Annotated in this window: 26 protein-coding genes and 2 tRNA genes; 23 read left to right on the top strand and 5 right to left on the bottom strand. The window is 40.0% G+C overall.

Translation table 11 applies throughout. The features are described 5' to 3' along the window. Positions 1-104: 104 nt before the first annotated feature. On the bottom strand, positions 105-860 hold the full coding sequence (locus FD735_RS07210; RefSeq protein WP_033686809.1) for a hypothetical protein: 756 nt from the start codon (positions 858-860) through the stop codon (positions 105-107). A 602-nt stretch (positions 861-1,462) separates the two neighbouring features. Next, positions 1,463-2,779, bottom strand: a complete 1,317-nt coding sequence (locus FD735_RS07205) for an FAD-containing oxidoreductase (protein ID WP_139658836.1) — start codon at positions 2,777-2,779, stop codon at positions 1,463-1,465. A 192-nt stretch (positions 2,780-2,971) separates the two neighbouring features. Between FD735_RS07205 and FD735_RS07200 the strand changes: the two genes are divergently transcribed. The 20 genes from FD735_RS07200 (at position 2,972) to FD735_RS07095 (ending at position 21,901) form a co-directional block, all read left to right on the top strand. Next, the gene (locus FD735_RS07200) at positions 2,972-4,198 is read left to right on the top strand and encodes an OFA family MFS transporter (protein ID WP_139658835.1); all 1,227 of its coding nucleotides are present in this window, start codon (positions 2,972-2,974) and stop codon (positions 4,196-4,198) included. Between the two features lie 195 nt (positions 4,199-4,393). Next, positions 4,394-5,971: a DEAD/DEAH box helicase gene (locus FD735_RS07195; RefSeq protein WP_139658834.1), complete on the top strand. Its 1,578-nt coding sequence runs from the start codon at positions 4,394-4,396 to the stop codon at positions 5,969-5,971. Positions 5,972-6,253: 282 nt separating this feature from the next. Further along, entirely contained in the window at positions 6,254-7,042 is a 789-nt protein-coding gene (gene codY / locus FD735_RS07190; RefSeq protein WP_042902566.1) for a GTP-sensing pleiotropic transcriptional regulator CodY, read from the top strand. Continuing rightward, complete coding sequence (locus tag FD735_RS07185; protein ID WP_084943806.1) at positions 7,042-7,617, top strand: cysteine hydrolase family protein; 576 nt, start codon at positions 7,042-7,044, stop codon at positions 7,615-7,617. The genes codY and FD735_RS07185 overlap by 1 nt, the downstream gene beginning before the upstream one ends. A gap of 80 nt (positions 7,618-7,697) precedes the next feature. After that, a tRNA-Leu gene (locus FD735_RS07180) sits at positions 7,698-7,783 on the top strand. Between the two features lie 272 nt (positions 7,784-8,055). Continuing rightward, a complete protein-coding gene (locus FD735_RS07175; protein WP_084849468.1) occupies positions 8,056-8,667 on the top strand; it encodes a CPBP family intramembrane glutamic endopeptidase in 612 nt (203 codons plus the stop codon). Between the two features lie 122 nt (positions 8,668-8,789). Next, a complete protein-coding gene (locus FD735_RS07170; protein ID WP_139658833.1) occupies positions 8,790-10,067 on the top strand; it encodes an ABC transporter permease in 1,278 nt (425 codons plus the stop codon). A 12-nt stretch (positions 10,068-10,079) separates the two neighbouring features. Next, positions 10,080-10,727 carry an ABC transporter ATP-binding subunit Vex2 gene (gene vex2, locus FD735_RS07165; RefSeq protein ID WP_000173735.1) on the top strand — a complete coding sequence of 216 codons (648 nt, stop codon included), beginning with the start codon at positions 10,080-10,082 and terminating at the stop codon, positions 10,725-10,727. Between the two features lie 161 nt (positions 10,728-10,888). Beyond that, complete coding sequence (gene vex3 / locus FD735_RS07155; RefSeq protein ID WP_000903002.1) at positions 10,889-12,268, top strand: ABC transporter permease subunit Vex3; 1,380 nt, start codon at positions 10,889-10,891, stop codon at positions 12,266-12,268. Positions 12,269-12,410: 142 nt separating this feature from the next. Beyond that, on the top strand, positions 12,411-13,067 hold the full coding sequence (gene vncR / locus FD735_RS07150) for a response regulator transcription factor VncR (RefSeq protein ID WP_139658832.1): 657 nt from the start codon (positions 12,411-12,413) through the stop codon (positions 13,065-13,067). Continuing rightward, positions 13,064-14,386: a sensor histidine kinase VncS gene (vncS, locus tag FD735_RS07145; protein ID WP_139658831.1), complete on the top strand. Its 1,323-nt coding sequence runs from the start codon at positions 13,064-13,066 to the stop codon at positions 14,384-14,386. Before vncR ends, vncS begins: the two co-directional genes overlap by 4 nt. Before the next feature lie 145 nt (positions 14,387-14,531). Continuing rightward, positions 14,532-15,413 (top strand): class II fructose-bisphosphate aldolase, encoded by an 882-nt coding sequence (locus tag FD735_RS07140; RefSeq protein ID WP_001018995.1) that lies wholly within the window; start codon positions 14,532-14,534, stop codon positions 15,411-15,413. A 128-nt stretch (positions 15,414-15,541) separates the two neighbouring features. Then, positions 15,542-16,474 carry an alpha/beta fold hydrolase gene (locus tag FD735_RS07135; protein WP_176553063.1) on the top strand — a complete coding sequence of 311 codons (933 nt, stop codon included), beginning with the start codon at positions 15,542-15,544 and terminating at the stop codon, positions 16,472-16,474. A gap of 51 nt (positions 16,475-16,525) precedes the next feature. Then, positions 16,526-17,071 carry a histidine phosphatase family protein gene (locus tag FD735_RS07130; RefSeq protein ID WP_045613970.1) on the top strand — a complete coding sequence of 182 codons (546 nt, stop codon included), beginning with the start codon at positions 16,526-16,528 and terminating at the stop codon, positions 17,069-17,071. A 319-nt stretch (positions 17,072-17,390) separates the two neighbouring features. Then, a complete protein-coding gene (locus FD735_RS07120; protein ID WP_125328097.1) occupies positions 17,391-18,383 on the top strand; it encodes an ATP-binding cassette domain-containing protein in 993 nt (330 codons plus the stop codon). A 1-nt stretch (position 18,384) separates the two neighbouring features. Continuing rightward, positions 18,385-19,203 (top strand): ABC-2 family transporter protein, encoded by an 819-nt coding sequence (locus FD735_RS07115; protein ID WP_125417886.1) that lies wholly within the window; start codon positions 18,385-18,387, stop codon positions 19,201-19,203. Position 19,204: 1 nt separating this feature from the next. After that, positions 19,205-19,990: an ABC transporter permease gene (locus FD735_RS07110; RefSeq protein WP_125391134.1), complete on the top strand. Its 786-nt coding sequence runs from the start codon at positions 19,205-19,207 to the stop codon at positions 19,988-19,990. Between the two features lie 100 nt (positions 19,991-20,090). Next, positions 20,091-20,163 (top strand) — tRNA-Thr (locus tag FD735_RS07105). A gap of 294 nt (positions 20,164-20,457) precedes the next feature. Next, complete coding sequence (locus tag FD735_RS07100; RefSeq protein WP_139658830.1) at positions 20,458-21,357, top strand: DUF6287 domain-containing protein; 900 nt, start codon at positions 20,458-20,460, stop codon at positions 21,355-21,357. A 226-nt stretch (positions 21,358-21,583) separates the two neighbouring features. After that, positions 21,584-21,901, top strand: coding sequence for a hypothetical protein (locus FD735_RS07095; RefSeq protein WP_049520932.1), 318 nt, complete (start codon positions 21,584-21,586; stop codon positions 21,899-21,901). 28 nt (positions 21,902-21,929) lie between these two features. Here FD735_RS07095 and FD735_RS07090 read toward each other — a convergent pair whose 3' ends face one another. Both FD735_RS07090 and FD735_RS07085 read right to left on the bottom strand, forming a co-directional pair. Then, positions 21,930-23,741, bottom strand: coding sequence for an N-acetylmuramoyl-L-alanine amidase (locus FD735_RS07090; protein ID WP_139658829.1), 1,812 nt, complete (start codon positions 23,739-23,741; stop codon positions 21,930-21,932). A gap of 57 nt (positions 23,742-23,798) precedes the next feature. Then, complete coding sequence (locus FD735_RS07085; protein ID WP_033629413.1) at positions 23,799-24,707, bottom strand: LysR family transcriptional regulator; 909 nt, start codon at positions 24,705-24,707, stop codon at positions 23,799-23,801. A gap of 102 nt (positions 24,708-24,809) precedes the next feature. Between FD735_RS07085 and FD735_RS07080 the strand changes: the two genes are divergently transcribed. From FD735_RS07080 to FD735_RS07070, 3 genes are all read left to right on the top strand, one after another. Then, the gene (locus FD735_RS07080; RefSeq protein WP_044135604.1) at positions 24,810-25,043 is read left to right on the top strand and encodes a YqgQ family protein; all 234 of its coding nucleotides are present in this window, start codon (positions 24,810-24,812) and stop codon (positions 25,041-25,043) included. Further along, positions 25,040-25,420 carry a rhodanese-like domain-containing protein gene (locus FD735_RS07075; protein WP_061417295.1) on the top strand — a complete coding sequence of 127 codons (381 nt, stop codon included), beginning with the start codon at positions 25,040-25,042 and terminating at the stop codon, positions 25,418-25,420. The genes FD735_RS07080 and FD735_RS07075 overlap by 4 nt, the downstream gene beginning before the upstream one ends. 71 nt (positions 25,421-25,491) lie before the next feature. Continuing rightward, the gene (locus FD735_RS07070) at positions 25,492-25,719 is read left to right on the top strand and encodes a DUF4190 domain-containing protein (protein WP_139658828.1); all 228 of its coding nucleotides are present in this window, start codon (positions 25,492-25,494) and stop codon (positions 25,717-25,719) included. Between the two features lie 39 nt (positions 25,720-25,758). Here FD735_RS07070 and FD735_RS07065 read toward each other — a convergent pair whose 3' ends face one another. Then, on the bottom strand, positions 25,759-26,484 hold the full coding sequence (locus FD735_RS07065; RefSeq protein WP_139658827.1) for a 16S rRNA pseudouridine(516) synthase: 726 nt from the start codon (positions 26,482-26,484) through the stop codon (positions 25,759-25,761). Between the last annotated feature and the right edge of the window lie 142 nt (positions 26,485-26,626).

Raw genomic sequence — 26,626 nt, 5'->3', positions numbered from 1 at the left:
AGGACATCGATTACCTTCTACAGGCTTTAAAATTTCATTAATCCATTATAGTTGACAAAGATACCTAACTTTTGGGATTTAGATTATTTTTTGGAAAGTCTCTTTTATAATAAATTACGAATTTTTTCTTTTATAAATGCGTTAAGAGGATAGTGTTTATCAAGATATTCTAGGAGTGCCTGAGCAGATTCAGAAATTCGTTCGTAACCTTGCAAAAAGTAGGGTAATTGTTTGGCTTCATTTGGATAACCTTTTTCAAATCGTCTGTTGCTGTTAAAAATATCTATAAAATTAGATTTAGAAGTTTTTTCCAAATTGATTAGTTCAGTCCAGAGCTTGACAGATCTGTTTTGGATGAAATCATAAGCAGCCAATTTTTCCCCTCGTTGATAGCGACCTAGTCCTATATATAGGTTGCATAAAATTTCTCCCAACAGCCATTCACGATCTCTATTTTCTTTTGATGGCAATCTTTGTGGCTGGCAGATTGTTCCATCAAAACCGACCTCCTTCCAGATAATTTTGCCTTCAGCGAAGGGAATGTTTACTAGTTCGTGAGCTTCAAAGATAGCAAATTCACAAAAAACATCATCTTCAAATAGAACTTTATGTCCGTCCACTGTATTTTGGTAGTGAAATGCAATTGGTTCTAGATTACTTAACCAGGTTAGGTCCTGGATATAGGCCTGCTTGTAGCCATCTTTTACAATAACAAAGAAATCCAAATCGGAGTACTGATCCAATCGTTCTCTTTCTGCTCCGCAAGAACCAAGTGCCAGCAAAGCTAGTGCTTGTCTAGAATCTTTTAGAGACTGACCAATATCATCTAGTCTTTGTAATAGTAATTCTGTTTTATTCATATCGTTACCTCATTATTTCTTGTTTACAGACATTATATAGTTAATATTTTCGAAAGTCAATTTCATCCCATACCAAATATATACTAATGTAATATGGGATTTCTTTCGATATTTTTTACAATGATAAAGTTTAAACATTTTGCAGAGTATTGCTCATATTATCAAGAACGAAGAAATTTGAAGTATCCTTTGATTGATTAGAAAGTGATTCTTATCTTTAAAAAGATTAAATAATTTGGAAAATATTTAAGAAGAAAAAATATATCGACTTAACTATCAATTTGCAAACGGTAAAATCTTCTCACAAACGATGAAAATACACATACGACCCGTGCAAAGAGTGGATAATTTACTAATTAGGCATGAAACAATCATTGCAAAATATACTTTTTAAATTACCCATAAAACGATGTGCTGAAGCGAGTTATTCAAAGTCATATGTATTGCTGATATTTGAAAGAGTGACCTGAAACTCAATATATAATTAGGACTGCTAAATAAAGTTTGGATACTATATCACAAAAGAGGGAAAAGACAGATTTGAGATTTCGCAGAAACAAAAACAGCCCGATGAGGGCTGTGAGATACGAAGAAGTCTTAACTTAAATCGCAAACAAGTCATTCAAGTTCTCAGCCAAGGTTGGGTGAGTGAAGATTTGTTTTGTGAAGTAAGTGTAAGGAATCTTGTTGTCCATAGCAACAGTGATGATGTTGATGATTTCTTGTGATCCTTCTGAGAAGATGCTTGCACCAAGAATCTCTTTAGTTTCAGTATTGACAACAGCTTTGAAGGCTCCACGAAGATCTCCATTGACGTGACCGCGAGGCATGGCTGCAACAGGGATTTCCTTCACTGCGTATGGAAGTTTCAAATCAGCTGCTTGGCTTTCCGTCAAGCCAACTTGAGAAAGTGCAGGTGTGATGAATATAGTGTTTGGTACATTGAGACGGTCTTCAAGAGTGTAGCTGCCATCTCCAGCAAGATAGCTGTAGACAACACGGAAGTCATCAAGTGAAATGTAGGTAAATTGAGGTCCACCGTTGACATCCCCAACTGCAAAGACACCAGGAACGTTTGTTTGACAATGTTTGTCTACTTTGATAGCACCGCGTTCAGTTAGTTCAATATCGGTATTCTCAAGTTGAAGTGGTTCTACGTTTGGCTTACGTCCAGTTGCGTAGAGAAGGGCGTCGAAACGGTACGTTTCGTTTTCAGTTACGACGAGAACTTGGTCACCGTCGTTTTTGATTTCAGTAGTACGGATGTTTTGAAGCAATTCAATACCGTCTTCTTCCATGTACTGTTTAGCAAGAGCTGCGATGGAAGGTTCTGCTCGAGGTAGAAAAGTATCCAAGGCATCTAGGACTGTAACTTTGCTGCCAAGTTTGTTGTAAAGGCCTGCAAATTCAAGACCGATATTTCCGCCACCAAGGACACCAAGTTTTTCAGGCAATTTGTCCAAGTTTTGGATACCTGTTGAGTCAAAGACATTCTTGCTTGTAGCAAGTCCAGGGATTGGCAAGACGTTTGAAACAGCACCAGTGTTGATAACGATAGTTTCAGCAGTCAGTTCTTGTTTTTCATCACCAGCCTGGATTTCGATGACTTTGTTTGAAAGGAAGTGAGCTTCCGCATCAAAGATATCTACACCTGTTCCCGCAACAGTAGCATAGTTTTTACCGTTAAGGCGACCAGTGATGGTATTTTTGGTAGCAATGACTTCTTCAAAAGACAAATCCTTTTCAGCAGCAACTAACAAGGTCTTAGTTGGGATACAGCCGATGTTGATACAAGTTCCACCGTACATAGCTTTGCTTCGTTCAATGAGGGCAACTTTTTTGCCAGCTGAAGCCAATTTACCAGCTAGTGTTTTCCCAGCTTTACCAAATCCAATAACGATTAAATCATATGTTAACATTTATAGTCCTCCTATTCGAATTTCATTCTAGCACAAGAAAAAAACTTTTGCACAATTCTGCTACGAAAAAGACAGAAAAAGATAAAAACGCTTTCCAGACAAAAAACTAGTAATTTTTTGACAAGCTTGATAAACTAAAATCCTATCTATTTTTATGTAAAATAGAATAAATGTTCGAAAATAGGAGCTTTTATGAAATTGAATCGTTATATTATTGCCTTTGCTGGGGTCATTTTACACTTAATGCTGGGTTCGACTTATGCTTGGAGTGTTTATCGCAACCCTATTATTGAAAAAACGGGATGGGATCAGGCTTCTGTTGCCTTTGCCTTTAGTCTAGCAATCTTTTGTTTGGGATTATCGGCTGCATTTATGGGGCGTTTGGTAGAAAAATTTGGTCCGAGAGTCATGGGGAGTCTATCTGCTTTTCTATACGCAGGTGGAAATATCTTAACAGGATTTGCAATAGACCGTCAGGAGCTGTGGTTGTTGTATCTCGCTTATGGCATTTTAGGTGGGCTTGGTTTGGGAGCAGGCTATATTACCCCTGTGTCAACGATTATAAAATGGTTTCCTGATAAACGTGGTCTCGCAACAGGTTTAGCGATTATGGGGTTTGGTTTTGCTTCTTTATTGACTAGTCCCATAGCGCAACATCTCATCGCAGGGGTAGGGCTTGTAGAAACTTTTTATATTTTAGGTGCAAGTTACTTTATTATCATGCTCCTAGCTTCACAATTCATTAAGCGTCCAAATGAGCAAGAGCTTGCAATTTTATCTGTTTCAGGGAAAGAAAAAACAGCCTCTTTGACGCAAGGAATGGCTGCGAATCAGGCCCTGAAAAGCAATCGGTTTTATATACTTTGGATTATTTTCTTTATCAACATAGCTTGTGGTTTAGGCTTAATATCAGCGGCATCGCCAATGGCACAGGAGATGGCTGGCTTGTCTACAAGTCATGCAGCAGTTATGGTGGGCGTTTTAGGGATTTTCAATGGGTTTGGTCGTTTGCTCTGGGCGAGTTTATCTGACTATATCGGTCGCCCTCTAACCTTTAGTATATTACTGCTTGTCAATCTTTTCTTTTCTCTCTCACTTTGGCTCTTTACAGATTCCGTTTTATTTGTAGTCGCTATGTCTATTTTGATGACTTGCTATGGAGCTGGTTTTTCATTGATTCCGGCTTATCTCAGTGATATTTTTGGAACCAAGGAATTGGCCGCTCTGCATGGATATATTTTAACAGCTTGGGCAATGGCTGGTTTAGCAGGGCCTATTTTATTAGCAGAGACTTATAAAATAGCTCATTCTTACACACAAACCTTGTTCGTTTTTCTCATTTTATATAGTATAGCCTTGGCTTTGTCTTATTATCTAGGTCGTTCAATCAAAAAGGAAATCCAAAAACCGCTTACATGATTTTTCTAATGGATTCTACTATCTTTTGCCCCGCTCTTGTGTTATACTAGATAGGTTGCAAAGAAACTCGTACTTTTCTTTCGTGGAAAAGAAGCAACACGGTATCTCGTTTTTTAAGAAGATACATCATGAAAAGAAAAGTATAAACTAAGCGCTATAGGATGGCTTCGCACCATCTTTAGAAAGAAGAAAAACGTGAATTTTAATGAATTTAACTTGTCTGCTGAATTGCTAGCAGAGATTGAAAAAGCTGGATTTGTAGAAGCAAGTCCTATCCAAGAGCAAACTATTCCTTTGGCTCTTGAAGGAAAAGACGTTATCGGTCAAGCTCAGACTGGTACAGGAAAAACTGCAGCTTTTGGCTTGCCAACCCTTGAAAAAATCCGTACAGAAGAAGCGACCATCCAAGCCTTGGTCATCGCTCCAACTCGTGAACTCGCTGTTCAAAGCCAAGAGGAACTCTTCCGATTTGGCCGTAGCAAGGGAGTGAAAGTTCGCTCAGTTTACGGTGGTTCCAGCATTGAAAAACAAATCAAGGCCCTTAAATCTGGTGCCCATATCGTGGTAGGAACACCAGGCCGTCTCTTGGACTTGATTAAACGCAAGGCCTTGAAATTAAAAGACATTGAAACCCTCATCCTTGACGAAGCGGATGAAATGCTCAATATGGGCTTCCTTGAAGACATCGAAGCTATTATCTCGCGTGTCCCTGACAGTCGTCAAACCTTGCTCTTTTCAGCAACCATGCCTGAAGCCATCAAACGTATCGGCGTTCAGTTTATGAAAGATCCTGAGCATGTGAAGATTGCTGCCAAAGAATTGACAACAGAGCTGGTGGACCAGTACTATATCCGTGTCAAGGAACAAGAGAAATTTGATACCATGACACGTCTTATGGATGTGGAACAACCTGAACTTTCTATTGTATTTGGTCGTACCAAACGCCGTGTGGATGAATTGACTCGTGGACTTAAAATCCGTGGCTTCCGTGCAGAAGGAATTCATGGTGACTTAGACCAAAACAAACGTCTTCGTGTCCTTCGTGATTTTAAAAATGGCAATCTTGATGTTCTAGTTGCGACAGACGTTGCAGCACGTGGTTTGGATATCTCGGGTGTGACCCATGTCTACAACTACGATATTCCACAAGATCCTGAAAGTTATGTTCACCGTATCGGTCGTACAGGTCGTGCTGGTAAGTCAGGTCAATCTATTACCTTTGTTTCTCCAAATGAAATGGGCTATCTCCAAATCATTGAAAACTTAACTAAGAAACGCATGAAAGGCTTGAAACCAGCAACAGCAGAAGAAGCCTTCCAAGCTAAGAAACAAGTAGCGCTCAAGAAAATCGAACGAGACTTCGCAGACGAAGCAATCCGTGGGAACTTTGAAAAATTTGCTAAAGATGCTCGTAAGTTAGCTGCAGAATTTAGTCCAGAAGAATTGGCTATGTATATCTTGAGTCTGACAGTCCAAGATCCAGACAGCCTTCCTGAAGTGGAGATTGCGCGTGAAAAACCACTGCCATTTAAACCATCAGGTAATGGATTCGGTGGCAAAGGTAAGGGAGGTCGTGGAGGCCGTCGTGGAGACGACCGTCGAGATCGTGATCGTCGTGGCAATGGTCGCCGTGATGAGTTCAAGAAAGGCAGTCGTGGAAACGACCGTTTTGATAAAGACAGACGTTACCGTAATAAAGACAATAAAAAACCTCGCAACACTTCAAGCGAAAAGAAAACCGGCTTTGTTATTCGTAACAAAGGAGACAAATAGAAAAAAGCGATTCACATTGTGAATCGCTTTTATATATAAGGAGACCGATAGTAAAAGAAGATGGTGATAGTAAAGGATAGGTGAAACGGAAAGGGATTTATCATGTCATCTTCTTATAATGTTATAATATCAAAAATAAAATAGGATGTCAATAAAAAAATCGCTTTTTTTCTAAAATATTTTTGCTGTTCAAAATTGCAATTAAATAAGCAATTTTCAGATAATTATTGAAATAAAGACTTTTCTATGTTATAATGGAAGCGATTATATGCGAGGTAAAAAATGGCACATTTATTAGAAAAAACAAGAAAAATCACGTCTATTCTAAAGCGCTCTGAGGAGCAACTCCAAGATGAACTTCCTTACAATGCAATAACACGCCAGTTAGCTGATATTATTGACTGTAACGCTTGTATTGTAAATAACAAGGGACGTCTCTTGGGTTACTTTATGCGTTATAAGACCAATAATGACCGTGTAGAACAATTCTTCCAAACCAAAACCTTCCCTGACGTCTATGTACAAGGGGCAAACATGATCTATGATACGGAAGCCAATCTTCCTGTTGAACATGATTTGACCATTTTCCCTGTAGAGAGTCGTGCGGACTTTCCAGATGGGTTGACGACCATCGCTCCGATTCATGTATCAGGGATTCGTTTGGGTTCCTTGATTATTTGGCGCAATGATAAGAAATTTGAAGATGAAGATTTGATTCTTGTCGAGATTGCGAGCACGGTTGTGGGAATTCAACTATTGAACTTCCAACGTGAAGAAGATGAGAAAAATATTCGCCGTCGTACGGCTGTTACCATGGCGGTCAACACCCTTTCCTATTCAGAACTTCGTGCCGTATCAGCTATTTTAGCTGAATTGGATGGAAATGAAGGGCAGCTGACTGCATCAGTTATTGCAGATCGTATTGGCATTACGCGCTCAGTGATTGTCAATGCGCTTCGTAAATTGGAGTCGGCGGGAATTATTGAGAGTCGTTCACTAGGAATGAAGGGGACCTATCTCAAGGTATTGATTTCAGATATTTTTGAGGAAGTGAAAAAGAGGGACTACTAATGGCAAAGGCTTTAATCTCGATTGACTATACAGAGGATTTCGTAGCAGACCATGGAAAGCTAACTGCTGGCGCACCTGCTCAAGCGATATCAAAAGCCATTGATCAGGTAACTAGATTAGCTTTTGATCGTGGAGACTATGTCTTTTTTACCATTGATGCTCATGAAGAGAAGGATACATTCCACCCAGAAAGCAAGCTCTTTCCACCGCACAACATCATCGGAACTAGTGGGCGTAACCTTTATGGCTCCCTAGCTGATTTTTATGCTGAGCATGAGGCGGATAGTCGTGTCTTTTGGATGGATAAGCGTCACTATTCAGCTTTTTCAGGAACGGACTTAGATATCCGTTTGCGGGAACGTCGGGTTGACACTGTTATCTTAACAGGTGTTTTGACGGACATTTGCGTCCTTCATACGGCTATTGATGCTTATAATTTAGGTTATCAAATTGAGATTGTTAAGCCTGCAGTTGCCTCTATTTGGCCAGAAAATCATCAGTTTGCTCTTGGGCATTTTAAGAACACATTGGGAGCAAAATTACTGGATGAAAACCTTGCTGAAATTGAACTATAAGCCTGTTGGAAAAATGAAAAAAATCTGCAAAAAGTGTTGACAAAGATTTTGAAAGTTGATATACTAGTAAAGTAATCGACGCGGGGATGGCGGAATTGGCAGACGCGCAGGACTAAGGATCCTGTGACCGCTTTAGGTCGTGAGGGTTCAAGTCCCTCTCTCCGCATAGGGTAAGAGTTGGCTTTAGCTAGCTCTTTTTTTGTCAGCACGCATAGTGATTATTCAACAAGAGAGGTCTACCTTTCTTGTTTTTTTCTTTTCTTTTAAATAGTGCTACAATATAGATAGAAAGTAACTGCAAAAAGTCTTATATGAAAGATCATCGAGTAATGGATACTAATAGGCTTGGTTAAAACGGATATATAAGGTAGGAAAGGAGGAGTAGATAGTCGTTTGGTATTTGAAATGAGTATTTCAAAAGTGTAAAGGAGGATTACGATGGTTAATGAACTTCAACGAATAATGAGCGCCTTTATTCAAATTCTCTTTATTATTTTACTACCTTCTATCTGGTGGTTTATGACTATGAGGGGGAAAGTTCCATTTATGGAATGGATCGGACTAAAAGCTATCAAAAGAGTAAAAACTTTGCATCTGATTTTATGGATGGTGGGGGGATTTTCTTTATTTACTATTTTTTCTATCCTTATCTTTCCTCTTTCTCGTGGTCTAGAAACAGCTACTTCGGCTTTTTCTGCTATGGGTTCTAAGGCTTTACCAAGTATTCTAATTTACAGTATTTTGCAAACATCTTTACCAGAGGAATTATTATTTAGAGGTTTTCTACTGAAACGAATGGCAAATCACATGCCGTTTGTCTTTGCAAATACCATACAGGCCTTCGCTTTTGGATTGCTTCATGGAGTGTTGTTTGCTTCAGTAGTGAGTTTGGGAGTCACTTTTTTCATTGTATTTTTTACTGGAGCAATAGCAGCTTATCTTGGCTTTGTTAATGAAAAGATAGCAGGAGGATCAATTTTACCAAGTTGGCTAATGCATGCCACAGCCAACATCCTCTCTGGTTTAGTTTCTGCATTTTCTTTGCTTTGAGTGGATGCAGTTATAAAAATGGAGCTGGTAGAAATACCAGCTTTTTTTCAAAAAATATTTTTGATTTCATAAACATTTCATATTTGGATTTTATAATAGTCTTACAAATATGGAGGTGACAAATGAATCCAATCCAAAGAGCTTGGGCTTATGTCAGCAGAAAACGACTGAGAAGTTTTATTTTATTTCTGATTTTATTTGTCCTTTTAGCAGGAATTTCAGCCTGTTTGACTCTGATGAAGTCCAACAAAACAGTAGAAAGCAATCTTTACAAATCACTCAACACATCTTTTTCTATCAAAAAGATAGAAAATGGACAGACCTTCAAGTTATCGGACCTAGCATCAGTTAGCAAGATTAAGGGACTGGAGAATGTCTCTCCTGAACTCGAGACGGTCGCAAAACTAAAAGACAAGGAAGCGGTCAGTGGTGAGCAGAGCGTCGAACGTGATGACTTGTCAGCTGCGGACAAGAATTTAGTTAGCTTAACGGCTCTTGAGGATTCATCCAAGGATGTTACCTTTACTAGTTCGGCTTTCAACCTAAAAGAAGGGCGACACCTTCAAAAAGGGGATTCCAAGAAAATCCTTATCCACGAAGAGTTGGCCAAGAAGAACGGTCTTTCGCTTCACGACAAGATTCGCTTGGATGCTGGTCAGTCCGAAGCTGGAAAGGGGCAAACAGTTGATTTTGAAATTGTCGGCATCTTTTCTGGTAAAAAACAAGAAAAGTTCACAGGCTTGTCTTCCGACTTCAGTGAAAACCAGGTCTTTACAGACTATGAAAGTAGCCAAACCCTTCTGGGAAATAGTGAACCGCAAGTCAGTTCAGCGCGCTTCTATGTAGAAAATCCTAAGGAAATGGACAAACTCATGAAGCAGGTGGAAAACTTGGCTTTGGAAAGTCAAGGTTACCAAGTTGAGAAGGAAAACAAGGCCTTTGAACAAATCAAAGACTCAGTGGCAACCTTCCAAACCTTCCTGACCATCTTCCTTTATGGGATGTTGATAGCAGGAGCAGGAGCCTTAATTTTGGTCTTGTCTCTCTGGTTGAGAGAAAGGGTCTACGAAGTGGGGATTCTACTCGCACTTGGAAAAAGCAAGATCTCAATCTTCCTACAATTCTGTTTAGAGGTAGTTTTGGTATCTCTTGGAGCTTTGCTTCCAGCATTTGTTGCAGGAAATGCCATCACATCCTATCTACTCCAAACTGTACTAGCCAGTGGAGATCAGGCAAGCTTACAAGACACGCTGGCAAAAGCAAGTGGTCTGTCAACCAGTCTCCTATCCTTTGCAGAATCCTATGTCTTTCTGCTCCTGATTGGTTGCTTATCAGTAGCCCTTTGTTTCGTATTTCTATTTAGAAAATCGCCAAAAGAAATTTTATCATCTATTAGTTAAGAAGGAGAAATCATGACTTTATTACAATTGCAAGATGTTACCTACCGTTATAAGAACACTGCTGAAGCAGTTTTATATCAGATCAAGTATAATTTTGAACCCGGAAAATTTTATAGTATCATTGGTGAGTCAGGAGCAGGAAAATCCACTCTCTTGTCCCTCCTGGCTGGTCTAGATAGTCCTGTTGAAGGTTCTATCCTTTTCCAAGGAGAGGACATTCGGAACAAGGGATATTCTTATCATCGCATGCACCATATTTCCCTGGTCTTTCAAAATTATAACTTGATAGATTATCTTTCTCCGCTGGAAAATATCCGCTTGGTCAACAAAAAAGCAAGCAAGGATACACTTCTTGAGCTTGGTTTGGATGAAAGTCAGATCAAGCGGAACGTTCTCCAGTTATCAGGTGGTCAACAGCAACGTGTAGCCATCGCTCGCAGTTTAGTATCAGAAGCTCCAGTTATTCTAGCTGATGAGCCAACAGGAAATCTGGACCCTAAAACTGCCGGAGATATTATCGAACTGCTCAAATCACTTGCCGAGAAAACAGGTAAATGTGTGATCGTCGTCACCCACAGTAAAGAAGTGGCACAAGCGTCAGATATTACACTTGAGTTGAAGGACAAGAAACTAACTGAAACTCGCAATACTACGAAATAATACTCTTCGAAAATCAAATTCAAACTACGTCAGCGTCGCCTTGCCGTACTCAAGTACAGCCTGCGGCTAGCTTCCTAGTTTGCTCTTTGATTTTCATTGAGTATAATACGAGCTTTTTCTGTTAGAACTATAAAATAGAACAACATCTAGAAAGGGAACCTATGTTACACAACGCATTTGCCTATGTTACAAGGAAGTTTTTCAAATCGATTGTTATCTTCCTGATTATTCTCCTCATGGCGAGCTTGAGTTTGGTCGGCTTGTCGATCAAGGGAGCTACTGCCAAGGCTTCTCAGGAGACTTTTAAAAATATCACCAATAGCTTCTCCATGCAAATCAATCGTCGCGTCAATCAAGGGACGCCACGTGGTTCTGGGAATATCAAGGGTGAGGATATCAAAAAAATCACCGAAAATAAGGCCATCGAGTCTTATGTTAAACGCATCAACGCTATCGGAGATTTGACTGGATATGACCTTATTGAAACGCCAGAAACCAAGAAAAATCTCACTGCAGACCGTGCCAAACGGTTTGGAAGCAGCTTGATGATTACAGGTGTCAATGACTCCTCTAAAGAAGATAAGTTTGTCTCTGGCTCATATAAGCTGGTTGAAGGTGAGCACCTAACCAACGACGACAAGGACAAGATCCTCATGCACAAGGACTTGGCAGCCAAACACGGTTGGAAAGTCGGAGATAAGGTCAAACTGGACTCCAATATCTACGATGCAGACAATGAAAAAGGTGCCAAGGAAACAGTTGAAGTGACTATCAAGGGACTCTTTGATGGGCACAATAAGTCAGCAGTAACCTACTCACAAGAACTCTATGAAAATACAGCCATCACAGACATTCACACTGCTGCAAAACTTTATGGATACACAGAAGACACAGCTATTTATGGGGACGCAACCTTCTTTGTAACAGCAGACAAGAACTTGGATGACGTCATGAAAGAGTTGAATGGCATCAGCGGTATCAACTGGAAGAGCTACACACTTGTGAAGAGCTCCTCTAACTACCCAGCTCTAGAGCAATCCATCTCTGGTATGTACAAGATGGCCAACCTCCTCTTCTGGGGTAGCTTGAGCTTCTCAGTTCTTCTCCTTGCACTCTTGCTCAGCCTTTGGATCAACGCCCGTCGCAAGGAAGTGGGAATTCTCCTCTCTATCGGTCTCAAGCAGGCAAGTATCTTGGGGCAATTCATCACTGAATCTATCCTGATTGCCATCCCTGCTCTTGTTTCTGCTTACTTCCTAGCCAACTACACAGCTCGAGCAATCGGAAATACTGTTCTTGCCAATGTCACTTCAGGTGTTGCCAAGCAAGCCAGCAAGGCTGCTCAAGCCTCTAATCTTGGTGGTGGTGCAGAAGTAGACGGCTTTAGCAAGACCTTGTCGAGCCTAGATATTTCTATTCAGACATCGGACTTTATCATCGTCTTTGTACTTGCTCTGGTTCTAGTGGTTCTCGTTATGGCTCTTGCCTCAAGCAATCTCCTCAGAAAACAACCAAAAGAGCTCTTGCTCGATAGCGAATAAAAAACTTGCTACCTATTCTCCCCTAAATGGGGTATAATATAGGTAGCATTTTTATCTGTTTTGTCTTGATAAGGACTCTTCTTATCAGGATGAAATAGAGAAGATTTACAAGAAATTTAAAGGAATGTGAAACGTTTTTTCTATGAAAATTTTAATTGTAGAAGATGAAGAGATGATCCGTGAGGGGATCAGTGATTATCTGACAGATTGTGGTTATGAAACCATTCAGGCTGCGGACGGCGAGGAAGCCCTAGAACAATTTTCCAGCTATGAAGTAGCACTAGTTTTACTGGATATCCAGATGCCTAAGCTCAATGGTTTAGAAGTTCTAGCTGAGATTCGTAAGACCAGTCAGGTTCCTGTCCTGATGCTAACCGCCTTTCAGGATGAGGAATATAAGATGAGTGCTTTTGCCTCTCTGGCAGACGGCTATCTGGAAAAACCCTTCTCCCTGTCTCTCTTAAAAGTGAGGGTGGATGCAATTTTCAAGCGCTACTACGATACAGGACGAGTCTTCTCCTATAAGGATACCAAAGTGGACTTTGAGAGCTACAGTGTAAGCCTAGCAGGCCAAGAAGTGGCCATCAATGCCAAAGAGTTGGAAATTCTGGACTATCTGGTGAAAAATGAAGGCCGAGCCTTGACTCGTTCTCAGATAATCGATGCTGTCTGGAAGGCGACAGATGAGGTTCCTTTTGATCGTGTTATTGATGTTTATATCAAGGAACTGCGGAAAAAGCTAGACTTGGATTGTATCCTCACAGTGCGCAATGTTGGTTATAAATTGGAGCGAAAATGAAACGAACAGGTTTGTTTACAAAGATTTTTAGCTATACCTTCTCGATTTTTAGTGTTCTGGTGATTTGTCTTCATTTAGCCATTTATTTTCTCTTTCCCTCAACTTATCTGAGCCATCGTCAGGAAACCATTGGCCAGAAAGCGACAGCCATTGCCCAGTCCCTAGAAGGAAAGGATAGGCAGAGTATCGAGCAAGTCTTAGACTTGTATTCCCAGAGCAGTGATATCAAAGGAGCTGTCAAGGGAGAGATGACTGAGGACAAGTTAGAAGTCAAGGATAATCTTCCACTAGACGCGAATCGCCAGACCACTTCCCTCTTTATTGAGGAGCGTGAGGTGAAAACGCAAGATGGTAGCACCATGACTCTTCAATTTCTAGCTTCCATGGACCTGCAAAAGGAAGCAGAGCAGATTAGTCTCCAGTTTCTTCCCTATACCTTGCTGGCATCCTTTCTGATTTCTCTTTTGGTGGCCTACATCTACGCTCGGACCATTGTTGCCCCGATTTTGGAAATCAAGCGGGTGACCCGTAGGATGATGGATTTGGATGCCCAAGTACGATTGCGCGTGGATTCTAAGGATGAGATAGGTGATCTCAAGGAACAAATCAATAGCCTTTACCAGCATCTCTTGACTGTCATTGCGGACTTGCATGACAAGAATGAAGCTATTCTTCAGCTGGAGAAGATGAAGGTTGAGTTCCTACGAGGGGCTTCTCATGAATTGAAAACACCTCTGGCTAGTTTGAAAATCCTAATCGAAAATATGAAAGAAAATGTCGGCCGTTATAAGGATAGAGATCACTATCTTGGAGTTGCCTTGGGAATTGTGGATGACCTCAGTCACCACGTTCTCCAGATACTTTCTCTTTCTTCTGTTCAGGAATTGCGAGAGGAGAAGGAGAACATTGACCTAGTCCAGATGACGCAAAGTTTGGTCAAGGATTATGCTTTGCTCGCCAAGGAGCGAGAACTTCAGGTAGACATTAGCCTAACCCATCAGCAGGCTTACATAAACCCATCTGTCATGAAACTGATATTATCGAATCTCATCAGCAATGCTATCAAGCACTCCACTCCAGGTGGTTTGGTTCATATCGGCGAGAGAGAAGGAGAACTCTTTATCGAGAATAGCTGTAGTCCTGAAGAACAAGAAAAACTGGCCCAGTCTTTTTCTGAAAATGCTAGTCGTAAGGCCAAGGGTTCGGGGATGGGACTCTTTGTGGTCAAAAGTTTATTAGAACACGAGAAATTACCTTATCATTTTGAGATGCAGGATGCTCGATTGACCTTCTTCATACGTTATCCCAAAGTCACTTAGGACTAAGAAAAAGAAAGGGTTTACATTGATTGGATTGGAAGAAATTCAATCTAAAGTATGGGAAAAACTAGCTTTTTTTATCAAAAAGTGATAAAATGAACAATGTAAATGGGATGTCCCAAAAAATATATAGGAGGCCTGACAAATGGCAATCGTTTCAGCAGAAAAATTTGTCCAAGCAGCTCGTGACAACGGTTATGCAGTTGGTGGATTTAACACAAACAACCTTGAGTGGACTCAAGCTATCTTGCGTGCAGCAGAAGCTAAAAAAGCTCCAGTTTTGATCCAAACTTCAATGGGTGCTGCTAAATACATGGGTGGTTACAAAGTTGCTCGCAACTTGATCGCTAACCTTGTTGAGTCAATGGGTATCACTGTACCAGTAGCTATCCACCTTGACCACGGTCACTACGAAGATGCACTTGAGTGTATCGAAGTTGGTTACACTTCAATCATGTTTGATGGTTCACACCTTCCAGTTGAAGAAAACCTTAAATTGGCTAAAGACGTTGTTGAAAAAGCACACGCTAAAGGTATCTCAGTAGAAGCTGAAGTTGGTACTATCGGTGGTGAAGAAGACGGTATCATCGGTAAAGGTGAATTGGCTCCAATCGAAGACGCTAAAGCAATGGTTGCAACTGGTATTGACTTCTTGGCAGCTGGTATCGGTAACATCCACGGTCCTTACCCAGCAAACTGGGAAGGTCTTGACCTTGACCACTTGAAGAAATTGACAGAAGCTCTTCCAGGCTTCCCAATCGTATTGCACGGTGGTTCAGGTATTCCTGATGACCAAATCCAAGCAGCTATCAAACTTGGTGTTGCGAAAGTTAACGTTAACACTGAATGCCAAATCGCATTCGCTAACGCAACTCGTAAATTTGCTCGTGACTACGAAGCAAACGAAGCAGAATACGACAAGAAGAAACTCTTCGACCCACGTAAATTCTTGGCTGACGGTGTAAAAGCTATCCAAGCATCAGTTGAAGAACGTATCGACGTATTCGGTTCAGAAGGTAAAGCTTAATCTAGCTGAACAATACAGATGAAACCTGCCCATTGGGTGGGTTTTTTGTGTCTGGATATATAGCGAATATACTGTAGAAGAACCAATCTTAAGTTGCTAAAAGGTTCTATTTTTTGTACAATAATGCTATGAAAATACTGAAAAAATGGTTTCTTGGCATTCATAGTTTCATTCTTTTGTTTTTACTCGCTACATTCATCTTTCACCGTATCAGTTTGGAAAAGGAAGAAGCCTCACTATCACCTATGGGACAACAAGTTCTTGTCAATGGACATCAAATAAATATTTACGTTGAAGGGGATGGACCTGAGACTATAGTAGTTCTCTCAGGTGCTGGTATTGCTTCTCCCATATTGGACTTTAAAAATGTATCGGAATCCTTATCGAAACGGTATAAGGTAGTCATCGTGGAGCGAGCGGGATATGGTTATAGTGATGATAGCAATCATTCAAGAGATGTGATGGAGGTTTTGTCTGAGACTCGCCAAGCTCTTTCGCAAGCAAATATCACAGGGCCGTTTATCATTCTGTCTCATTCCATGGCTAGTTTAGAGAGTCTGGCTTGGCAGGAGAAGTTTCCTGATGAAGTGAAAGCTTTGATTGGTTTAGATTGGGCATTGCCATCAAGTTATGAGAATTTAAAGCAAAATCAGACCTTACTCACTGTAGCATATTGGAGCAGCAATATTGGCTTATTACGCTACTTCCCTGAGTCCTTTTATATAAAAAATCAAACTTTGACCGAAAATGAACGAAAACAATATAAACTTCTAGCTTATAAGCAGTTGATGTCACAAGCCATGCTTCATGAATCCCAAACGGTAAAGGAAAATGCCAAGAAAGTTACTTCTAGCATCAATCCGAAAATTCCCACCTTACTACTAGTGTCTAACGGTGAAGGTACTAGTTTTAGCCAATCTGAGTGGCAACGTTATGCAGAGAGATTTGCAAGCGACCAGTCTAATGTTCAAGTCGTCTATATGGATGCGCCTCATGACCTCTATCATTATAAAAGTCATGAAATAGTTTCTCAGATTGAAGATTTTTTAAAGAGTAATTGAGGGCTTAAAAATCCATTGAGACTGATGATAATAATTGAAAGGTAGTGACTTATGAATAATTCTTATATTTTACTTAGACATGCTCATTCAAGATTTTCAAGTGATGATTTTAATAGAACTTTATCAGAAAAAGGATTTTCATCTCTTGATCAGTTAGAGTTTTTGAATTCTTTTAATATTGATTATTATTTTTCTAGTCCTTATAAACGAGCATTTGAAACGATTAATAGCTCGCCAATTCAATTTGATAAAATAGTTCTTGATAATCGGTTACGAGAGAGAAAATTATCTTCAACATTTATAAAAGATTCTGAGTTTGAAGACAGTATTAAATATTTATGGCAAAATCCCAGTGAATCTCTTTCAGAAGGGGAATCAAATCAAGATGCACTAGCTAGAGTACTAAATTTTTTAATGGAATTGGAAGAGAGATACTCAGAAAAAACGATTTTACTTAGTTCACACGGGAATTTGATAGGAATACTACTACATCACTTTGATTCCAGTTTTGATTATGAAAAATGGGAGCAGATGACCTTTCCAGATTGTTTTCTAATTGATAGAAATGGGATTGTGAAAAGAATTATGAAAGATTAGTTCTTTGATTAAATAGTGATTCATATTGATCAAAATAGTTTGCTTTTTATAATTCGTAACCTGCCCATTGGGCAGGTTTTTTTGATGTTTTAAGGAAAATATCAAACCAGAATTTTTGATTAAAACTATTATTTTAAGAGTGAAATTTCTAATTTTATAATCTACAGGCAAACGCTTGCATTCCGTTTTTTATTGGACTATAATAGTTTGGTATAAGGCCTTCTGTAATAATAAAATGTAGAGGGTTTAGAAGGTAAGGATTTAGAATTTTTGTAGTCAAAAATACAATGTTGCTATTCCTTGCGACAGGGAGATAGATATGGCAATGATAGAAGTGGAACATCTTCAGAAAAATTTTGTGAAGACAGTAAAGGAACCTGGATTAAAGGGGGCTTTGCGCTCCTTTATTCATCCTGAAAAGCAGACTTTTGAAGCGGTCAAGGATTTGACCTTCGAGGTACCAAAGGGCCAGATTTTAGGCTTTATCGGAGCCAATGGTGCTGGGAAGTCGACAACCATCAAAATGCTGACAGGGATTTTGAAACCGACATCTGGTTTTTGTCGGATTAACGGCAAGATTCCGCAGAACAATCGTCAAGACTATGTCAAGGATATTGGGGTGGTCTTTGGTCAACGTACTCAGCTATGGTGGGATTTGGCTCTTCAAGAGACCTACACGGTCTTGAAAGAGATTTACGATGTGCCAGACTCGCTCTTCCATAAGCGCATGGACTTTTTGAATGAGGTCTTGGATTTAAAGGAATTTATCAAGGATCCCGTGCGGACTCTTTCACTTGGCCAACGGATGCGGGCGGACATTGCGGCTTCCTTGCTCCACAATCCTAAAGTTCTCTTTTTAGATGAACCGACTATTGGTTTGGATGTTTCCGTTAAGGATAATATTCGTCGCGCCATTACTCAGATCAATCAAGAGGAAGAGACCACTATTCTCTTGACCACTCACGACTTGAGCGACATTGAGCAACTTTGTGATCGGATTTTTATGATTGATAAGGGGCAAGAGATTTTTGATGGAACGGTGAGTCAGCTCAAGGAAACTTTTGGCAAGATGAAGACTCTTTCTTTTGAACTGGTGCCAGGTCAAAGTCATCTCGTCTCTCACTATGAAGGCCTGTCTGATATGACTATTGATAGACAAGGAAATAGCCTCAACATTGAATTTGATAGTTCCCGCTACCAGTCAGCTGAGATTATCAAGCAAACCCTGTCTGATTTTGAAGTCCGTGATTTGAAGATGCTGGATACGGATATTGAGGATATTATCCGTCGCTTCTACCGAAAGGAGCTCTAAGATGGTCAAATTGTGGAGACGTTATAAACCCTTTATCAATGCAGGGATTCAGGAGTTGATTACCTATCGAGTCAACTTTCTTCTCTATCGGATTGGCGATGTTATGGGGGCTTTTGTCGCTTTCTATCTCTGGAAGGCCGTCTTTGATTCCTCGCAGGAGTCCTTGATTCAGGGATTCAGTATGGCAGATATCACTCTCTACATCATCATGAGTTTTGTGACCAATCTGTTGACCAAGTCAGATTCTTCCTTCATGATTGGGGAGGAGGTCAAGGATGGTTCCATTATCATGCGCTTGTTGCGACCAGTGCATTTTGCGACCTCTTATCTCTTCACCGAGCTTGGTTCCAAGTGGTTGATTTTTGTCAGTGTCGGACTTCCTTTCTTGAGTGTTATTGTCTTGATGAAAATCCTTTCTGGGCAAGGCATTGTAGAAGTGCTGGGCTTAACTGTCCTTTATCTCTTTAGCTTAGCCCTAGCCTACCTGATTAACTTTTTCTTTAATATCTGCTTTGGATTTTCAGCCTTTGTCTTTAAAAATCTATGGGGTTCCAATCTACTCAAGACTTCCATAGTAGCCTTTATGTCTGGAAGTTTAATTCCCTTGGCTTTCTTTCCAAAGATTGTTTCTGATATTCTGTCCTTCTTGCCTTTTTCATCTTTAATTTATACTCCAGTTATGATCATTGTTGGGAAATACGATGCCAGTCAGATTCTTCAGGCATTCGCTTTGCAGTTTTTCTGGCTCTTAGTGATGGTGGGCTTGTCTCAGCTGATTTGGAAACGAGTCCAGTCCTTCATCACCATTCAAGGAGGTTAGTATGAAAAAATATCAACGCATGCATTTGATTTTTATCAGACAATACATCAAGCAAATCATGGAATACAAGGTTGATTTTGTGGTTGGTGTTTTAGGTGTCTTTCTGACCCAAGGTTTGAATCTCTTGTTTCTCAATGTCATCTTTCAACACATCCCATCCCTTGAAGGCTGGACCTTTCAAGAAATAGCCTTTATCTATGGTTTTTCCTTGATTCCCAAGGGACTGGACCATCTCTTTTTTGATAATCTCTGGGCATTGGGACAACGCTTGGTGAGAAAAGGTGAGTTTGACAAGTATCTAACTCGTCCTATCAATCCGCTCTTTCACATCCTAGTTGAGACCTTTCAGATTGATGCCTTGGGCGAACTTTTGGTCGGAGGTATTTTGCTAGCGACAACGGTATCTAGTATTGCTTGGACTCTTCCCAAATTCCTGCTTTTCTTAGTCTGTATCCCCTTTGCGACCTTGATTTATACTTCCTTGAAAATCGCGACAGCCAGCATCGCTTTTTGGACCAAGCAGTCAGGTGCTATGATTTACATTTTCTATATGTTCAATGATTTTGCCAAGTATCCGATTTCCATATACAATTCTCTTCTTCGTTGGTTGATTAGCTTTATCATCCCCTTTGCCTTTACAGCCTACTATCCTGCCAGCTATTTCTTGCAGGACAAGGATGTCTTCTTTAATATCGGTGGTTTGATTCTGATTTCCCTTATCTTCTTTGCAATTTCTTTGAAGCTATGGGACAGGGGCTTAGATGCCTACGAAAGTGCGGGTTCGTAAAAGGAAGAATCTCAAAGCCTCGTCTCAGGACAGGCTTTTTCTAATGGAGATGAAAATTTCTTGACATCTATTCTCAGAGTGCTATACTAAAAGGGTAATCGCCGATTTAGCTCAGTTGGTAGAGCAACGCACTCGTAACGCGTAGGTCACAGGTTCAAGCCCTGCAATCGGCAGAATTAAGAAGTCCAAACGGGCTTCTTTTTTTGTAACTATAGGAAAGGTGGAACGTTTGAGATAGGTTCTATTTAACGTCTGTGCCTCCTGCTTATAAATAAAAACTAAAATTTATATTTTGTGGTATAATATATTTTAATAAGCGCTTGTTTTCGTTCCTTTATAGTGGACTATAGGCTGTTAATCATTCTAGAATTTTTTGCATAGATTTTCTAAAAATTATAAAAATCCGTGGATAATAACGAATGAAGTCTCGCAAGCTTGGCTGAATATAAATCAAAAAGGAGAAAATTATGAATAAGAAAGAATGGGTAAAACAATTTGAGGAGGCGAATGGTCGCAAGCCGACTGCATCAGAATTAGCAGAGGCGCAGTCAACGAAAAAGTTTGCGAGAGGAGCTAGAAATATCAAAATCTATATTGGGTTAGTCCTCGCTATTTTGGTTGCAACAATCCTAGTAAGTGTTTTCTCGCATTCTCTGATTGGAAAGAAAGAGTCAAATCAAGCAACGTCTGCTGTTTCAACTACAGAGTCAACAAGTCAAGCGTCTACAAGCCAAGGAAAAACAGATGAGACTGATAAGGATAAACAAGAGGAAATTCAGAAACTCAAGGATCAACTGACTGCTTTAGATACCAAAATTACTGAAGCAGAAGCACTTGTTAGCAAGTTAAAGAAAGAAACTACCGTTCCAAAATTAGATATTGAAGCAATTAAGAACAATGATTTGTCTAGTTTAGAAGGTACTTGGCGTAGTCAATCTGGTAATGAATACATTATTAATGATTCTGGAGAAGTACGTGCGACTTGGTTTACAAATGATCAAAAGTACGAATCTGTAGTTGGATTAAAGGTATCAAAAGGACAAGATAGTCGTAACCCTGAGACAGCGTCTATTAGTGCATGGGTAAAAGATTCTATTGCTGGAGGATTCGTAGTAGTAGCTGTGCCAAGTGGAGTTGTTATGCAACCTGCTGATGACGGAAAGATTACGGATAAAAGCAATCATGCTGAGGAAAGACTACTTTCAGGACAAGATTATGGGTCTATGTTAATGAAACCAGAAAATGTTTATTATCGTGTGAAACCAGATACCAGTAAACTTGAGGAAGCAGAAAAGAACTTAGCTCAACTGCAAGCTGATCGTGAAGCAATCAAATCTTCTCTAGAGTCAAAGGAAAAGAAAAACTAGATGGTATTCGTTCAAAAATACTGTTACAATCGGCAGAATCAAGAAGCCCATTAGGGCTTCTTTTTCTTTTGTTACAAATACTCAACCACTTAGGCAGAGATATTGACCAGATAGGCAAAAGGGCTTGTTCTTGAAAAATTCCTCTGCTATAATGATTCATGTAAGGGACGTGAGGGGTCAGTATCAGACAACTCAAGAACCTAAAAAAGAAAATGGAGACAAAAAAATGAAAAAATTATTAGGACTTGTATTTTTAGTAGCAGCAGCGCTAGTATTGTATTTCGGATCTGTTGGCTGGCCAAGTTTGGATGTCAACCTCTGGTCACTCATTCCGGTAGGATTGTTCCTTTATTTCACGCTAGAAAACTTTTTGAAAAAAGATTACAAGGCTAGTCTGATGTGCTTGATCATTGCCTTTATCATTGCAAATGCTATTTTTGATCTCTTGCCAATTTCAAGTGGTTTGGTGATTGGTGCTGGTGTGCTAGCTTGTGTAGGACTTGGCTACCTCTTTCCTGATAAGGATAAAAAAGAAGATAAATAAAAAAGTCTCGAGATTTCTCGAGACTTTTTTACTGACCAGCGTAATATTTTTGGATCCCTTTCACGATGCCTGAGACCAGTTTATCTTGGTAGCGGCTATCTCTGATTTGTTGGCTTTCAGTGAAATTATCCATATAACCAAGTTCAAGGAGGACGGCTGGTTTTGCTGTTTCACGTAGGACGGCAAAACTTCTTTCTAACTGACCAGCATCCTTAGCCCCTGTTTCGGCTAAGAGAGAGGAGTGGATAGCAGCAGCGAGGCGCTTACTTTCACTAATGCGATCAGGATGGTTGTGCCAGTTTTTATTAATCTTACTTGGATAATCAGGTTCATCGCTATAGGAGTAGGTTTGAATACCGCTCGCTTTTGAATATGCGCTTCCAGTTGCATTGAAGTGGATACTGATAAAAATATCAGAGTTGGTCTTATTAACCATACGAGAACGTTCCGTGATAAAGTCGACATAGACATCACTGTCTCGAGAAGTTAGAACCTTGTAGCCCAGTTCTTCTAGCTTAGCGCGAAGTTTGCGATAGATTTGCATATTGAGATCTTTTTCAGCGACATTGTAGTAAAAGGCACCGGAATCTCGACCACCATGCCCAGGATCTAGGAAGATGGTATTGCTATATTGACCTTTTGTAAAACCAACGTCTTCTGAGATTTCAGAAACCCATTGGCCGTATTTTTGAAACAAATGTTTCTTACCATTTATCTGGTATGTTCCTGAAACATAATGTCCATTATCATCTAGGTAGTAATATGCTTTGTAAGTGTTATCGTAAATCCACTCGCTCTTCGCCATGTAACCACCTGATTTGAGGTAAAAAGCCCCCATCCATTCTCGATTTGCATAACGGCCATCTGCTTTTAGATAGAACCAGCTCTTGTAGGCTTTATCGAAGATCCACTCTTTCTCCGCCATGGCTCCACTGGTTTTGAGGTAGTAGTTTCCTTTCCATTTGTCTGCTAGCATCCCACCATTCTGGTCAAAAGAGTACCATGAACCCTGAATCTTTTGCCAGTTGTCTTGGATATATCTCCCTGACCCGTTTGCATAGAACCAAGTATCCTTGATTTTGACCCAGTTGTTTTCGGCCATAGCTCCACTCTGGTTGAAGAGGTAGCCCTTGAAAGTTGTCGCACTTAGCATTTCACCGTCTTTGTCAAAGTAGTACCAAGAACCGTTGACTTTCTCCCATTTATCCTGCGAGATTTTTCCAGAAGAAGCGACATAGTACCAAATTTGGTTTAATTTAGTCCATCCCTTTTCTGCTATAGCTCCACCTTTTGTGAGCAAGTAGCCATCAACGGTAGTGTTGCTGAGCATGCTTCCAGTTTGGTCAAAATAGTACCAGGAGCCGTTAATTTTTTTCCAGGTGTTCTGAGCAAGTCGTCCAGAGGAATCAGCATAATACCATTGATTATCCACTTTGGTCCAGCTATTTTCTATCATGACACCATCTTGGTTAAAGGCATAGCCTTTGTAGATAGTAGAATGAATACGATTTCCATCTTGATCGAAGTAGTACCATTTGCCTTGGATTTGTTTCCAGTTCAAAGCAGGCTTATCATCTTGGTAAAAGCGCCAGTTTTGATTTTCTTGGTACCACCCTTCTTTTTTTGGACGTTCTTCTTTAATTTTTTCTGTAGTTTTTTCTTTTGGGAATGTTTCTGATTCAGCTTTCTCTTTAACGATAGAATCTTTCTTTGATTCTTTAGTGGTTGATTCCTTGATAGCAGATGTGGATTGAGATGTATTTTCTTCTGCTGATATTGATGCTTGTGCCAATCCTGTGATAGAGAGTGCGATGGCACTTACTAATATTAACTTTTTCAACATTTTTCTCCAATTTTTATTTTCTAAAACATATTATAAAATATGTTTTAGAGTTTTTCAACTATCGAATTGAACTTCTTCTAGTAAGTATTCGATAAAGCGTTCGCCCATCTTAGACAGGCTAGTTTTTTCATGCTGGATATAGACTAGTTCAATCGGGTCGTCAATGTCCAGTGGAATGGAAACGATATTGTCTCCGTTGAGGTTACTGTTCAAAATCCCTGTTGCAATGGTGTAACCATCCAAACCAATCAAAAGATTAAAGAGGGTGGCGCGGTCACTTACAACAATGGATTTCTTATGGTGCTCTTGTGAAAGAATCTCCTCTGAAAAGTAGAAGGAGTTATGCGTCCCCTGGTCGTAGCTGAGGTAAGGGAAGTCTTCCAAATCAGCCAGTTTGACCTTGTCTTTTTTAGCTAGAGGGTTGGTCTTGCTGACAAAGATATGCGGTTGCGCAGTAAAGAGGTGGTGGGCTAAGAGGTGGTTGTCATCTAGCATTTTCGTTAAAACATCGCGGTTGTAGCTGTTTAAAAAGAGGACACCAACTTCGCTACGGAAGTTCTTGACGTCATCGATAATCTCCCAGGTCCGAGTTTCACGAAGGAAGAGTTCGTATTTTTCCATATCACTTTTCTTTAGCAAAGAGACAAAGGCATTAACTACAAAAGCATAGTGCTGAGAGGAAACGCTGAAAAGTTCGCGGTGGGCGATAGGATTTTTATAACGTTCCTCCAGAAGCTGGGTTTGCTCGACAACTTGACGAGCGTAGGAGAGAAACTCCATCCCATCACGGGTTAAGGTAATGCCCTTGGGATTGCGGATAAAGATTTCAATACCCATTTCATTTTCCAAGTCTCGAACAGCATTAGAGAGACTGGGTTGGGTGATAAAGAGCTGCTTGGCTGCCTCATTCATAGAGCCAGTTTCGACAATTTTGATAATATAGTGTAGTTGTTGAATTCTCATGTTTTTATTGTACCACACTTGCGGAAGAATGGGCAATGAAGACGAAGAAAATAGGGGGAAAGAGCTGATCCAGTATTGAAAAAAAGTCTAGAATCTGCTAAAATGGAAGCTATGAAAACATTCTATGATGTGCAGCAATTTCTCAAACAGTTTGGCATTATTGTTTACATGGGGAAGCGCTTGTATGATATTGAACTGATGAAGCTCGAACTCTCTCGGATTTATGATGCAGGTCTGATGGACAAGCTAGACTATCTAGAGGCGGAAGCTGTTCTTCGTAGAGAGCACAAGATAGAATTAGACTACATAGAGAAAAATGGAGATAAGAACTTATGACAATTTGGATTTTGTGGGGAATCGTACTAGCGATGGCGGCATGGATGGGATATAACTACCTTCGTATTCGTCGTGCGGCTAAGATTGTGGATAATGCAGAATTTGAAGCCTTGATTCGGAAAGGGCAATTGATTGATGTCCGTGAACCAGCAGAATTTCACAGAAAGCATATCCTCGGAGCTCGCAATATTCCTTCAAATCAGTTGAAGTCAAGCCTTGCAGCCCTTCGCAAGGATAAACCTGTCCTTCTCTACGAAAACCAACGCGGACAACGAGTGACCAATGCCGCACTTTATCTGAAAAAACAAGGTTTCTCTGAGATTTATATCCTTTCTTATGGATTGGATTCTTGGAACGGGAAGGTCAAGACGAGCTAAGATCAAGGAAAAAGATGATAAAGTCGGTCTCCTATACTAAATTAATAAACATTTTAAGGAATTTTTAGAAAATGCAAGAAAAGAATAAAACCTCACGTAATATAGGTATCCTATCAATCGTAGGTAGTCTTTGGCTTCCATTACCAGGCATTATTTCAGGAACTCTTGCTATAATAGAAGCTAACACACGTCAAAAAGAATCTGGACTTGATTATAAAACAGAAAGAATTATAGCTATTGTAGGTATTGTTCTTTCTGCTCTTAACTGGATTATTGGAATTATCTTACATAAGAGTTAAAGAAGATTAAAAAAGCTTTAAATTTAAAGCTTTTTTATTTTATCGACTCATCTCTAAGTAGTTTTTAATGATTTCCAATTCCTCTGGATTCAAGGGACGGTATTGCCCTTCTGCTAGTTCTGGGTCTAATGTAAAATCACCGAACTGGACTCGTTTTAGGGCAGTCACCTTGACACCAACTGAGAGGAACATTTTTTTAACCTGATGAAATTTTCCTTCTGAGATGGTAATAGAGGCATGGCTCTCTGTTGGGCTTGCGTACAGAATTTCGAGCTGAGCTGGTTTACAAGTGGTCCCATCTAAAAAGACAATCCCATCTTTGAATTTTTGGATATGGTCTGACGTGAGCGTTCCGTTTACTACCACTTGATAAGATTTATCGACATGGTACTGGGGATGAAGGAGTTGAAAACCAAGAGGTCCATTGTCTGTCAAAAGGAGCAGTCCCGTCGTATCGCGGTCTAGTCTGCCGATAGCATAGAGCTGGTCAGACTGGATGTCAGGTGGAAGGAGGTCCATGACGGTTGGAAGTTTCTTATCCTTGCTAGCTGTAACGACTCCGTATGGCTTATGAAGCATGAGGTAGTTGTGCTCGTAGCCTTGGATTTGTCGTCCTTGAAAGACTAATTTCTGCAACCCAGTGTCGACATTTTGAGCGAGTGAGCTGGCTGGACAATCATCTACTAGGATTTCTTTTTTTAATAGAGCCTGTTTCATAGCCTTGCGACTGACCTTTTCTTGGGCTAATAATCTATCTAAACGCATACCACCTTATCTTATCATAAGTCTCTGACTTTGAAAAGAGTTGACTTGACTAGAAAAGCAGAGTGAAAACATTTACACTTAGCTGAACTGTGATTTTTGAATGAGACTGTGGTATAATTGTTCAGTTAGAAATAAAAATTTA

This window comes from Streptococcus sp. 1643 (assembly GCF_006228325.1).
Classification (GTDB): domain Bacteria; phylum Bacillota; class Bacilli; order Lactobacillales; family Streptococcaceae; genus Streptococcus.
Note: the sequence above shows the minus strand (reverse complement) of the source record. Positions and strands in the feature narration are given on the sequence as shown.

Coding starts and splice junctions, on each gene's coding strand:
- FD735_RS07170 (WP_139658833.1), top strand. CDS start 8,790: ATGAATCCAATCCAAAGAGCTTGGGCTTATGTCAGCAGAAAACGACTG.
- FD735_RS07100 (WP_139658830.1), top strand. CDS start 20,458: ATGAATAAGAAAGAATGGGTAAAACAATTTGAGGAGGCGAATGGTCGC.
- vex3 (WP_000903002.1), top strand. CDS start 10,889: ATGTTACACAACGCATTTGCCTATGTTACAAGGAAGTTTTTCAAATCG.
- FD735_RS07205 (WP_139658836.1), bottom strand. CDS start 2,779: ATGTTAACATATGATTTAATCGTTATTGGATTTGGTAAAGCTGGGAAA.
- FD735_RS07065 (WP_139658827.1), bottom strand. CDS start 26,484: ATGCGTTTAGATAGATTATTAGCCCAAGAAAAGGTCAGTCGCAAGGCT.
- vncS (WP_139658831.1), top strand. CDS start 13,064: ATGAAACGAACAGGTTTGTTTACAAAGATTTTTAGCTATACCTTCTCG.
- FD735_RS07075 (WP_061417295.1), top strand. CDS start 25,040: ATGACAATTTGGATTTTGTGGGGAATCGTACTAGCGATGGCGGCATGG.
- FD735_RS07185 (WP_084943806.1), top strand. CDS start 7,042: ATGGCAAAGGCTTTAATCTCGATTGACTATACAGAGGATTTCGTAGCA.
- FD735_RS07140 (WP_001018995.1), top strand. CDS start 14,532: ATGGCAATCGTTTCAGCAGAAAAATTTGTCCAAGCAGCTCGTGACAAC.
- FD735_RS07085 (WP_033629413.1), bottom strand. CDS start 24,707: ATGAGAATTCAACAACTACACTATATTATCAAAATTGTCGAAACTGGC.
- FD735_RS07135 (WP_176553063.1), top strand. CDS start 15,542: ATGAAAATACTGAAAAAATGGTTTCTTGGCATTCATAGTTTCATTCTT.
- FD735_RS07200 (WP_139658835.1), top strand. CDS start 2,972: ATGAAATTGAATCGTTATATTATTGCCTTTGCTGGGGTCATTTTACAC.
- vncR (WP_139658832.1), top strand. CDS start 12,411: ATGAAAATTTTAATTGTAGAAGATGAAGAGATGATCCGTGAGGGGATC.
- FD735_RS07080 (WP_044135604.1), top strand. CDS start 24,810: ATGGAAGCTATGAAAACATTCTATGATGTGCAGCAATTTCTCAAACAG.
- FD735_RS07110 (WP_125391134.1), top strand. CDS start 19,205: ATGAAAAAATATCAACGCATGCATTTGATTTTTATCAGACAATACATC.
- FD735_RS07175 (WP_084849468.1), top strand. CDS start 8,056: ATGGTTAATGAACTTCAACGAATAATGAGCGCCTTTATTCAAATTCTC.
- FD735_RS07095 (WP_049520932.1), top strand. CDS start 21,584: ATGAAAAAATTATTAGGACTTGTATTTTTAGTAGCAGCAGCGCTAGTA.
- FD735_RS07210 (WP_033686809.1), bottom strand. CDS start 860: ATGAATAAAACAGAATTACTATTACAAAGACTAGATGATATTGGTCAG.
- FD735_RS07130 (WP_045613970.1), top strand. CDS start 16,526: ATGAATAATTCTTATATTTTACTTAGACATGCTCATTCAAGATTTTCA.
- FD735_RS07115 (WP_125417886.1), top strand. CDS start 18,385: ATGGTCAAATTGTGGAGACGTTATAAACCCTTTATCAATGCAGGGATT.
- FD735_RS07070 (WP_139658828.1), top strand. CDS start 25,492: ATGCAAGAAAAGAATAAAACCTCACGTAATATAGGTATCCTATCAATC.
- codY (WP_042902566.1), top strand. CDS start 6,254: ATGGCACATTTATTAGAAAAAACAAGAAAAATCACGTCTATTCTAAAG.
- FD735_RS07120 (WP_125328097.1), top strand. CDS start 17,391: ATGGCAATGATAGAAGTGGAACATCTTCAGAAAAATTTTGTGAAGACA.
- vex2 (WP_000173735.1), top strand. CDS start 10,080: ATGACTTTATTACAATTGCAAGATGTTACCTACCGTTATAAGAACACT.